Origin of the sequence: Elstera litoralis (genome assembly GCF_000963705.1) — a bacterium.
Lineage (GTDB): Bacteria > Pseudomonadota > Alphaproteobacteria > Elsterales > Elsteraceae > Elstera > Elstera litoralis.
The window spans coordinates 1-10,354 of record NZ_LAJY01000147.1 but is presented as its reverse complement, the minus strand read 5'-3'; the positions used below and the strand labels follow the sequence as shown (position 1 = coordinate 10,354).

The 10,354-nt window shown below is 62.9% G+C and carries 10 protein-coding genes and 1 pseudogene; all 11 read right to left on the bottom strand.

Annotation, left to right across the window (positions count from 1 at the left end):
• Positions 1-264: 264 nt before the first annotated feature.
• The 11 genes and pseudogenes from VZ95_RS07025 to VZ95_RS06980 all read right to left on the bottom strand — a co-directional run bounded on the left by VZ95_RS07025 (position 265) and on the right by VZ95_RS06980 (position 10,220).
• Positions 265-1,494, bottom strand: a complete 1,230-nt coding sequence (locus VZ95_RS07025; RefSeq protein ID WP_052711560.1) for an adenylate/guanylate cyclase domain-containing protein — start codon at positions 1,492-1,494, stop codon at positions 265-267.
• 95 nt (positions 1,495-1,589) lie between these two features.
• Positions 1,590-1,817, bottom strand: coding sequence for a hypothetical protein (locus tag VZ95_RS07020; protein WP_045775222.1), 228 nt, complete (start codon positions 1,815-1,817; stop codon positions 1,590-1,592).
• Positions 1,818-1,874: 57 nt separating this feature from the next.
• Positions 1,875-2,393, bottom strand: a complete 519-nt coding sequence (locus VZ95_RS26765; protein ID WP_052711559.1) for a nucleotidyltransferase family protein — start codon at positions 2,391-2,393, stop codon at positions 1,875-1,877.
• The gene (locus tag VZ95_RS22855; RefSeq protein ID WP_232302529.1) at positions 2,294-3,511 is read right to left on the bottom strand and encodes a molybdopterin-binding protein; all 1,218 of its coding nucleotides are present in this window, start codon (positions 3,509-3,511) and stop codon (positions 2,294-2,296) included. The genes VZ95_RS26765 and VZ95_RS22855 overlap by 100 nt, the downstream gene beginning before the upstream one ends.
• A 4-nt stretch (positions 3,512-3,515) precedes the next feature.
• Positions 3,516-4,211 carry an XdhC family protein gene (locus VZ95_RS07010; protein WP_045775221.1) on the bottom strand — a complete coding sequence of 232 codons (696 nt, stop codon included), beginning with the start codon at positions 4,209-4,211 and terminating at the stop codon, positions 3,516-3,518.
• A 3-nt stretch (positions 4,212-4,214) separates the two neighbouring features.
• Positions 4,215-4,544, bottom strand: a complete 330-nt coding sequence (locus VZ95_RS07005) for an XdhC family protein (RefSeq protein WP_045775220.1) — start codon at positions 4,542-4,544, stop codon at positions 4,215-4,217.
• A gap of 2 nt (positions 4,545-4,546) precedes the next feature.
• A complete protein-coding gene (locus VZ95_RS07000) occupies positions 4,547-5,719 on the bottom strand; it encodes a vWA domain-containing protein (RefSeq protein ID WP_045775219.1) in 1,173 nt (390 codons plus the stop codon).
• A 3-nt stretch (positions 5,720-5,722) separates the two neighbouring features.
• Positions 5,723-6,637 carry an AAA family ATPase gene (locus VZ95_RS06995; protein WP_045775218.1) on the bottom strand — a complete coding sequence of 305 codons (915 nt, stop codon included), beginning with the start codon at positions 6,635-6,637 and terminating at the stop codon, positions 5,723-5,725.
• Between the two features lie 62 nt (positions 6,638-6,699).
• Positions 6,700-6,924 carry a hypothetical protein gene (locus VZ95_RS06990; RefSeq protein WP_045775217.1) on the bottom strand — a complete coding sequence of 75 codons (225 nt, stop codon included), beginning with the start codon at positions 6,922-6,924 and terminating at the stop codon, positions 6,700-6,702.
• Between the two features lie 113 nt (positions 6,925-7,037).
• Entirely contained in the window at positions 7,038-7,832 is a 795-nt protein-coding gene (locus tag VZ95_RS06985) for an FAD binding domain-containing protein (protein ID WP_045775216.1), read from the bottom strand.
• Positions 7,833-7,843: 11 nt separating this feature from the next.
• Positions 7,844-10,220 (bottom strand): annotated as a pseudogene (locus VZ95_RS06980) (xanthine dehydrogenase family protein molybdopterin-binding subunit).
• Between the last annotated feature and the right edge of the window lie 134 nt (positions 10,221-10,354).

The following is a 10,354-nucleotide window of genomic DNA, read 5'->3' as shown; positions in this document are numbered from 1 at the left end:
AGATAGGACTCGGTAATCACGGTATCGACGTCGTCGCCCAGTTTCTTGGTCCAGCATTCTGCCGTTCGACGGTCCATGAAAACCCCAAATCGCTTATCCGCTCCGGTCCGACTGCGCGCTTCTACAGTGTAGACGATATGCTCAGCCATGTTTTCCTCCGTGGCGGGGCGGCGTAACTGCCGCCGTGAAGGAACACTGCGCTTGCATCCTCGCTTCGTCAAGATATTTTGTTTAAATACAGTGTATTACATAGTTTACTTAATGTTAAATCTCAATCGGCGGTTCCAGCGTATGAACGGTATGAAGCCCGGCCAGCCCCCGCATCGGCACATCCCCCAGTTTACGGCTGGGCTGGGAGAGCAAGGCGGCGAGATCGCTTGAGAACAAGAGCGGCGTATCGAAATCCTTGGTCTGTGCTTCCAGCCGCGCCGCCCGGTTCACGGCCCCGCCGACGACATTGAAAGCAAGGCGGCTGGGGGAGCCGATATTGCCGTGAGTGACAGTGCCGACGTGCAATCCCACGCCGAAGCGGATCGGCGGTTCCTGGCGGCGCTGGCGGCGGTGATTGACGACGGCAAGGCCGTTGAAGGCGTCGATGGCGGCGTCGACGGCATTATTGGCGGCAATGCGCAGGGAGTTTTCCCCGTCCGCCGCAAAGACGATCAGAATCGCATCGCCGATGAACTGCAAAATCTCGCCCCCGCGTGGGGATGCGGCGGCGGCGACATGCTCGCAATATTCATTCAGAAGCTCGATGAGCTTGGCGGCGGGCAGGCTTTCGGTAAGTCCGGTGAAATTGCGCAGGTCCGAATACCAGATAGCGGCCTGGATGACCTCGCTATCGCCGCGCTTGATCGACCCGGCGAGCACTTTATCGGCCGTGCGCGGGCCGACATAGGTTTCCAGCAGGGTTTTGGAGAGGAAGCGCAACTCCAGGGTTTCGAACAGCGGCGTTAAAAACAGCACCAGGGCGCGCAGCTTGGCGAGATCAGCGTCGCTAAAACCCTCGGCGGCGCGGGAGCCGAAGCTGACGAAATTGCGCGTGCCGTTCGAAAACACCATCGGCAGGGCGATGTAGTCGCTGATCTGCTCCTGCACGAGATCATCGAAAAAGTTCGGCTGATTATGCTCCAGCAGGCCGAGCGCGGGGCGATAGCGGATTTCGGCACCGCCCGCGCGAATATGCTCAATGGGGCTGCCCTTAAAGTCAGGGCGTAGGCCAATGCTGTGCGGGGCGAGAAAAAGACTGGTGCCGGTTTCCTTGAACCAACTCACCGACCAGGCGATAAGCTGCGGGTGCAGGGTTTCGACGGAAACGCGCAGCCGGTCCAGCGGCAATCCCAAAATCAGCAGCCGCTCGGTGAGACCCGCCACCAGGGCTTCGGCACTATGGGCGCGCTGGCCTTCCGTGAGTAGCCATTCCGCAATTGGGGCAAGGCTCCAGCCCTCGCTGGGGCCGAGAAGCTTTTCGCGGGAACAGAGGAGGGCGGTCATCGGCGTTTTTTCCTTTCTGTCCGGGGAGGTGCCCGGAAAACGGCGCGCATCAGTTAACAGCGTTAACGTCGCAAGCCGTTCGACAGATAGGAAGGTTAAACGAGAATATCTAGATAGTGACCGCGAAAATATCGCAGCGGCAGCAGGATTTGCCCATCAATGAAAATCGCCTGCAAATCTTCCATCGTCGGAATCTTGGGCCGCCAGCGTTTGCGGTCGCGCTCGTTAACCTTCTCGGGCTTTTCTGGCGAGCGCAGGCCGCCGACGCGCGTGTCGAGCTGAAGCCCACGATCGGTTAACGGTCCTTGAATGCGGTCGGCCATATCACTTCATCCTTGCTTGGATAAACGTACTATAACCAACTCTAAAGAAAGTGCAATTTACTTTGTATCACCGAGGGAGAGTCGCAAGCTCGCCAAGGCAATGCGATAGGCTTCCGGCGTATCGAGATCGGCCAGCAGCCCCGGATTCTCGCGGGGAAGCTCGAACAGCCGGTCGGTAAAACGATCCATCAACCGTTTCGCCCCCTGATCGCCGGTGAGCGCCAGCATCTCCGGCAACAGATCGCGCGCCCAGAGGGTCGGGTTGCCGCGCTGGCCGGAGACGGTGGGGACGATCACGGCCCGGCCCGCCGCAGGGTCGAAAGCGGCGGCCAAGGCGCGCAAATCCTCGGCCCCAACCAGCGGCATATCGGCGAGGGCAATCAGCAAGCCATCCAGGGGAAGCGTTAACGCGTGGTGTATTCCGGCAATCAACGAGCGGCTGAGCCCCTCGGCGTAATCGAGCGCTTCGATAAAGGTCAGCGGCCCCGCCTCGCTGGCCTCAAGCGCCGCCCGAACCTCCGCCCCTCGCTGCCGGTCACGACCCAGAATCGGCGCGAAACAGCCCGCCTCCCGCACATGCTCGGCGCTGACGGCCACCATCGGTTATCGGGAAACGGCAGCAGCAGTTTGCTGTCCGGCCCCATGCGCCGCGATTGCCCAGCGGCGAGCAGCAGCGCGCCCAAGCGCGGCGCTTTCCGCCCCTCGGGTTCGGCCCGGCGCGGTTGCGGGCGGCTGGGAATTTCCATCAGCAAGCCGCCAATGCCCATCGCGCGCAGATCCGCCGCCGTCACCGCGAGTCCGGCGGCGAAACGCTGCAAGACCCAATCAAAGCCGTTTAGTTTGGGCGAGCGCGCACAGCCGGGCAGTCCCAGCACACGCGTCGTGCCGATCTCTCCCAGAATCAATAGATTGCCGGGATCGACTGGCATGCCGACCTGATGAACGATACCGCCCGCCTGCTCAATGCCCGCCGGGATCACATCGGCCCGGTCCGCAACCGCGCTCGCGCCCATAATCAGGATCGGATCGAAGCCCTCTGCCACCGCTACCCGTAAGGCATCCGCCACCGCCTCTTGCCGGTGCGGCAGCGTGCGGACGGGGGGCAGGATCGATCCCAGCGGGGCGAGGCGGGCGGCAGTGACGCTATGGGCCTTTTCGGCGAGGCTCGGTTTTGTTCCCGGTAGAAGCGTGTGCAGCAGCAGCGGGCGTAAGCGTTGGAATGGGGCGAGGCGCAAGGCTTCAGGCGGCAGCGCAGCGAGCGCGGTTTCGACTAAAGCGCCGGGTACGGCGAAGGGAATGATCTTGATCGTCGCGACCATATCGCCCGCCTGCACGGAGGCGAAGGGCGGTAGGGTTGCCAGGGTCAACCGCTCGTCGCGCCGGTTCAGCTCTTCCAGGGCGGCGCGGTTCAGGACGACTAGACCCGCTTCGGCGGCAAACAGATTGACGCGCCCGGTAAAAGCCGCCTCCGCCCGTAATCCCGGCCCGGTAAGCGCTTCGGCGAGGCGGGTGGCCGCCTCATCCTCGTGCAGATCGCCAGGTTCCAGGACGGCGACGATGATCTGACGATGCCCGGCGGCGGCCAGAAGGGCGCAATCGGCCTCGGTCAGCCGATGGCCTTTCTTGAACGGCGGCGTCGCATGGGCGAGCAGCGCGCCGAGACACTCCGATACAGGGCGGGGGCCAAACTGCATGGGGCTAGAGGTTGGCTTTGCCTAAGCGCCGCATCGCCGTGATTTGCGCCAGGATGGACAAAGCGATTTCGGCCTGAGTTTTAGCCCCAATCGCGAGACCCACCGGGCCTTGAATGCGCTGAAGATCGGCCTCGGTAAACCCCGCCTCGGTCAAGCGTTGCAGGCGGCTGGCGTGGGTTTTCCGACTGCCCAAGGCCCCGATGTAGAAAGCGTCGGACTTTAGTGCTGCCGAGAGCGCCGGATCATCGAGTTTCGGATCGTGGGTGAGGGTGACGATGGCGGTGCGGCTATCGGGCTTCAGCGCGTCCAGCGCCTCATCGGGCCAGTCGGTCGACAGCGCAATGCCGGGGAAGCGCTCGGGGGTGGCGAAGGCTTGGCGCGGGTCGATCACCGTTACGGCATAACCCAAGGCCTGCGCCATCGGAATCACCGCCTGGGCGATATGGACCGCCCCGATCAAAACCAAGCGGGGGGAGGGGGTAAAGCTTTGAACGAAATGGGAATCTCCCACCAAGGCACTGCCTTCGGTGGCGAGCAAATCGGCAATGGCTTCGCTTTCCTCGGCGGTCACGCCAAAGTCGCCTTCGATGACTTTTTCGTGGACTAGGGTTTGCAACCCCGTGGCGAGATCGGTGACAAGGGCGACCGGGCGGCCTTCGGCGCGGGCGGTCAGCAGCTTTTCGAGCAAGGACAGGCGCATGGGTTAAGCCTCGATCCGCTCGACGTAGATTTTCACGGTGCCGCCGCAGGCCAGCCCGACCGACCAGGCCTGCTCGTCGCTCACCCCGAAGGTCAGCAGGCGCGGCTCGCCGTCGGCAATGGCCTCGATCCCCTGTTCGATCACCGAGCCTTCGACGCACCCGCCCGAGACCGAGCCGATAAAGCGCCCATCGGCGGCAATCGCCAAATGGCTGCCCGCCGGGCGCGGCGACGATCCCCAGGTAGCGATAACGGTGGCAAGGGCCACGCCATCCCCCGCCTTGGCCCAGGCGGCGGCTTGAGTGAGCACGTCTTCAGGATCAAGCGCCATCATAGTCACCTCCGGGCCGGAATGGGTTTTGTCAGGGCTTCGGCGAGCGCCGCCAGACTATCGAGCGAATGCACCGGGCGCATCTCGTCAGCATGGGGCAGCAACGCTTGAATGCCTAATGCGCGCGGTGCAAACCCCTCATAGCGTAAAAGCGGGTTCAGCCAGATCAACCGTCGGCAGGAGCGTTGCAGCCGTGCCGCTTCGCGCCCGAGCAAAGCCGGATCGTCGCGCTCCAGCCCATCGGTAATCAGCAGCACAATCGCGCCGCGCCCGAGCACCCGCCGCGCCCAATCCTTATTGAAGCGCAACAGCGCCTCGCCAATGCGCGTACCGCCGGACCAATCGACGACGGCGCGCGCGGCGCGGTCAACGGCCTGATCCACGTCGCGGTCTTGCAGCGCGCGGGTAATATTGGTCAGGCGCGTGCCGAACACGAAGGATTGCACGCGGTCGTGATCCTGGGTGAGCCCGTGGACGAAATGCAGCAGAATGCGCGCGTAGCGGTCCATCGAGCCCGAAATGTCGCAGAGCACCACAATCGGCGTGGGGCGTTCCCGCCGCCGGGCGAACTTCGGCAGGGCGAATTCCCCGCCCGAACGGGCTGCTGCGCGTAAGGTTGCTCGCCCGTCGAAGCGCTTACCCCAGGGGTGGCGCTGCCAGCGGCGCGAGACCGTGGGCGGAAAGCTGAGCCGCAGCCGCGCGAGCGCCGCTTTTGCCGCCGCAAGTTCGGTTAGGCTCATGCTGTCAAAATCGCGCTGGCGCAGTTCTTCCTGGGCGGAGGCGGAGAGGGTGGCGGTTATTTCCTCCCGCTGCTCCGGTTCGGTCTTTGCCTCGCGTGGGGCTTGATTGGAGAAAGCTTCGGCCAACCGCGCCGCCAGATCGGGTGGCGGCGTGCCCGTGCCCTCAAGTTGCAAATTCGGCAACAAGAGGCCCATCATCCGCTCCAACAGGCGCGGATTGCGCCAGAAGAGGTGAAAGGCTTGATCGAAGATCGGCTTTTCCTCGCGCTTGCGCACCAGCGTCGCGTGCAGCGCCCAGTAGAGATCATCCCGCCGCTCCGGCCCCACGGCGGCGGCGGCTTCAATCGCGGCCAGCGCATGGGCTGGGCCGACCGGCAACCCCGCCCGGCGCAGCACGCGGACGAAACTCAGAATGGTCTCGCCGATCTGCCCGGCCATTTCTCAGATGCCCAGCGGCTTTTGCGACAGTTCCGCCTGAATATCGTTCAGCAGCCGTAAGGCTTCGGACCCGCGCAACCGGGCAATATCGTCTTGATATTTCAACAGAACGCCCAGGGTTTGCTCGATCAAATCCGGGGTAAGCGCAATCGCATCCAATTGCACAAGCGCCTGTGCCCAATCGAGCGTTTCGGCGACGCCGGGGGATTTGAATAGGTCCATGCCGCGCAAACGCTGCACGAAGCCGACGATTTGCGCAGCCAACCCCTCGGCAACGCTGCCCGCCTTAGCCCTCAGAATCGCCGCCTCGCGCTCTGCCGTCGGGTAATCGACCCAATGGTAGAGGCAGCGGCGCTTCAGCGCGTCGTGAATCTCGCGCGTGCGGTTGGAGGTGACGATCACGAGCGGCGGCTCGGGCGCGCGAAGGGTGCCGATTTCCGGGATGGTGGCCTGAAAATCCGAGAGGATTTCCAGCAAGAACGCCTCGAACGGCTCATCCGCCCGGTCTAACTCGTCGATCAGTAGCACCGGCGCACCGCCCGGTTGCGGTGACAGCGCTTCCAGCAGCGGGCGGCGGATCAGAAATTCGTCGGAATAGAGCGATAGCCCCTCGCCAGAGCTTTCCGCCTGCCGGATCGCCAGTAGTTGCTTCGGGTAATTCCACTCGTAGAAGGCGCTGGCCAGATCGAGCCCATCGTAGCATTGCAGCCGAATGAGCCGCCGCCCGAGCCCCGCTGCCAGCACTTTCGCAATCTCCGTCTTACCGACGCCAGCCTCGCCTTCAAGCAGCAGGGGCCGCCCGAGCTTCAAGGCGAGAAACAGCACCGTCGCCAGCGCCCGGTCGGCAACATAATCTTGCGATGTCAGCAGCGTGAGGGTGTCGTCAACGGAAGGCGGCAGCGGGGAGGAAACGGTCACGAAAAGGCTCCAGTTTGGTCACTGCGCGCGACTTGAGCTATGGTTGGGAGGCGTAAAAACGCTCACCCTTCTGTGAGATCGAGGCGACGTTCGATGCGGTCCAACCGCGCCCGGATCGAGGCGAGCACGCCGTCTTGAGCAACCTCGGACTGCATGAAACCGGCCATATGGGTTTTGAGGCCGCGCATGTCGGTTTTCACGTCGGTGAGATCGTCGGCCATTGTGCTGAGCTTCCCCTGAATCGCCTTCAGGTGCTCCAGAATAAGCGCGTTGGTGACATTGGTCATATCGGCAATCCGTCGCTGGGTTGGCCTTTTAACATATGGCTTTAGACTATGCCTGTTCCAGCGGCGGTTACGCAAAAAATAGGATTAGGGGGCGGGTGCCCCCCAATCTTTCCTTAACTCATCGCCGCAACGGCCCGCTTCGCCAGCACACCGATCAGATGCGCCCGATAGGCGGCGCTGGCGTGGATGTCGCTATTGAGGTCGTCCGATGCCCAGGTGAGGCCTTCGATGGCTTTCGGGGTGAAGGAGGCCGTGAGGGCGGCCTCAAAATTCCCGGCGCGGAACACGCCCGGCCCAGCCCCGGTGACGGCGACCCGGATGCCGCTTCCCGTTTCCGCCACGAAGACGCCGACGACGGCGTAGCGGGAGGCGGGGTTGGGGAATTTCACGTAAGCCGCGCGTTTCGGCAGTGGGAAGCGGACTTCCGTGACGATTTCGCCTTCTTCTAGCGCCGTTGCAAACAGGCCGGTGAAGAAATCATCCGCCGCAATTTCGCGCCGATCCGTTACCACCGTCGCCCCGAGCCCGAGAACCGCAGAGGGGTAATCGGCGGCAGGATCGTGGTTGACGATGGAGCCACCGATTGTGCCGCGATGGCGCACTTGCGCGTCGCCGATGCCATCAGCGAGGGCGGCCAACGCCGGAAGCGCCGCCGCGACGACTTCCGAGCGGGCGACATCGGCATGCCGGGTCATCGCGCCGATGATGAGCGTATCGCCCTCGCGGCGGATGCCCGCCAGAGCGGGCAACGCACCGAGATCGACAAGCTGGCTCGGCTGTGCGAGGCGTTGTTTCAGCGTCGGGATCAGCGTCATACCGCCCGCCAAAGGCTTGGCATCGCTATCGTTTGCCAGAGTGGCGACAGCATCGGCGACCGAAGCGGGGCGGGTATAGTCAAAGGCGTACATGGTCGCTCTCCTTATTCAGCCGCCGCAGCGGGCCGCGCGGCTTGAAGGGTTTGCCAAACTTTTTTCTGGCGTCGCAGGCATATCGATATGGCTGACGCCATAGGGTTTCAGTGCGTCCACCACGGCATTGATAACCGCTGGCGGGCAGCCGATAGCCCCGACCTCGCCGCAGCCCTTCACGCCCAACGGATTATGCGTGCAGAGGGTGGTGTGATGATCGACGGTGATGAACGGCACATCGTCGGCACGCGGCATGCAATAGTCCATGAAGGAGCCGGTCAGAAGCTGGGCATCCTCGCTATAAACGCAGTTTTCCAGCAAGGCTTGCCCGATGCCCTGAACAATCCCGCCCTGCACCTGGCCTTCGACGATCATCGGATTGATGACCCGGCCCACGTCATCCACCGCCGTAAAGCGCACGACTTGGGTGACGCCCGTCTCAGGATCGATCTCGACTTCACAAATATGCGCCCCGCCGGGGAAGGTGAAGTTCTTCGGATCGTAGAAGGCGGTTTCTTCCAGGCCCGGCTCTTCGGTTTCAATCGGGTAATTGTGGGGCACATAGGCGGCGAGGGCGATTTCGCCGAACGCCTTACTGCGGTCGGTGCCCGCCACGGTGAACTTGCCATCGGCAAAAACGATATCGGCCTCGGCGGCTTCGAGCAGATGGGCGGCGATGCGCTTGCCCTTGGCGACGATCTTATCGACCGCCTTCACGATGGCCGACCCGCCAACGGCGAGACTGCGCGACCCATACGTGCCCATGCCGAAAGGGATTTTATCCGTATCGCCGTGGACGATTTCGATGCTTTCGATGGGAATGCCCAACTGGTCCGATACCACCTGCGCAAAGGTAGTTTCATGGCCTTGCCCGTGCGAATGGGTGCCGGTGAAGACCGTGACCGAGCCGGTGGGATGCACGCGGACGCTGCCAACCTCGTACAAAGCCGCGCGCGCGCCCAGGCTGCCGACGACAGCGGAAGGGGCAATCCCGCAGGCTTCAAGATAGGTCGAAAGCCCAATGCCGCGCAGTTTGCCGCGCGCTGCCGATTCGGCTTTGCGTGCCGGGAAACCGGCCCAATCGGATTTTTCCAAGGCCCGATCCAAACACCCGGCATGATCGCCGCTGTCATATTGCAGCGCCACGGGGGTTTGATAGGGGTAGGCATCGGGCGGAATGAAGTTGCGGCGGCGCAACTCGACCCGGTCAATGCCTGAGACTTCCGCCGCCACATCGACCAGCCGTTCCAGCAGGAACGTGGTTTCCGGGCGGCCCGCGCCGCGATAGGCATCGACCGGCACCGTGTGAGTGAACACCGCTTTCACTTCGCCGTAGATGGCGGGCGTCGTATAGACCCCGGCCAGCAGTGTGCCCGACAGGTAGGTCGGCACGGCGGGCGCGAAGGTGGAGAGATAGGCCCCCATATTGGCGATGGTGGCAACGCGCAGGCCGAGGAAGCGGCCCTGCTCGTCCATCGCCAGTTCGGCATGGGAGTGATGGTCGCGCCCGTGGGCGTCGGTCATGAAGCTTTCGGAGCGCTCGGCGGTCCATTTCACCGGGCGTTCGATCTGCTTTGCCGCCCAGGTAACGATGGCCTCTTCGGCATAGTGGAAAATCTTCGACCCGAAGCCGCCGCCGACATCGGGGGCGACAACGCGCAGCTTCGATTCCGGAATGCCGAGCACGAAGGCCCCCATCAGCAGGCGGATGACGTGCGGATTTTGCGACGTGGTGTAGAGCGTGTGTAGATCGTTCGACACATCGTAATCGCCAATCGCCGCGCGCGGCTCCATCGCGTTCGGGATCAGGCGGTTATTGACGAGATCGAGCTTGGCGACCCATTTGGCTTTGTCGAAGGCCGCGTCGGTCGCCGCCTTATCGCCGATGTGCCAGTCGAAACAGAGATTATCCGGGGCCACGTCCGGCCAGACCGGCGGCGCGCCGGGCTCCAGCGCCTTTTTGGCGTCGGCGATGGCGGGCAGCGGGTGATAATCGATATCGATAAGTTCTGCCGCGTCTTTGGCTTCCGAATAAGTTTCGGCAATGATAACCGCCACTTGGTCGCCGACGTGCCGGACGAAATCCTGCGCTAGCGGCGGATGCGGCGGCTCCTTCATGGGGCTGCCGTCTTTGGAATGCACCTGCCAGCCGCAGGGCAGGGAGCCGACCTTCATATCGTCGCCGGTAAAAATCGCCACAACCCCCGGCGCGGCTTTCGCAGCCGTCAGGTCGATTTTGGCGATTTTCGCATAGGCGTGGGGCGAGCGCAGAATATAGGCGTAGGCTTGGCCAGGACGGTTCATATCGTCGGTATAATTGCCCTTGCCGGTCAAAAAACGCTTATCTTCCCGCCGCTTAACGGAAGTTCCAACTGACGTTACACTCATCGCCTCGTCCTCCCTGAACTCGGACTGATTCTGCTGATATTTATTTTATTATTCAGCAGCTTGCGCGGTTTGGCGCAGCGTTTGGGCCGCGTGTTGAACGGCCTTCACGATGTTATGGTAGCCGGTGCAACGGC

Bases quoted from the DNA above. Each gene is read 5' to 3' on its own strand.
- VZ95_RS07025 (WP_052711560.1), bottom strand. From the start codon at position 1,494: ATGACCGCCCTCCTCTGTTCCCGCGAAAAGCTTCTCGGCCCCAGCGAG.
- VZ95_RS07020 (WP_045775222.1), bottom strand. From the start codon at position 1,817: ATGGCCGACCGCATTCAAGGACCGTTAACCGATCGTGGGCTTCAGCTC.
- VZ95_RS22855 (WP_232302529.1), bottom strand. From the start codon at position 3,511: ATGCAGTTTGGCCCCCGCCCTGTATCGGAGTGTCTCGGCGCGCTGCTC.
- VZ95_RS07010 (WP_045775221.1), bottom strand. From the start codon at position 4,211: ATGCGCCTGTCCTTGCTCGAAAAGCTGCTGACCGCCCGCGCCGAAGGC.
- VZ95_RS07005 (WP_045775220.1), bottom strand. From the start codon at position 4,544: ATGATGGCGCTTGATCCTGAAGACGTGCTCACTCAAGCCGCCGCCTGG.
- VZ95_RS07000 (WP_045775219.1), bottom strand. From the start codon at position 5,719: ATGGCCGGGCAGATCGGCGAGACCATTCTGAGTTTCGTCCGCGTGCTG.
- VZ95_RS06990 (WP_045775217.1), bottom strand. From the start codon at position 6,924: ATGACCAATGTCACCAACGCGCTTATTCTGGAGCACCTGAAGGCGATT.
- VZ95_RS06985 (WP_045775216.1), bottom strand. From the start codon at position 7,832: ATGTACGCCTTTGACTATACCCGCCCCGCTTCGGTCGCCGATGCTGTC.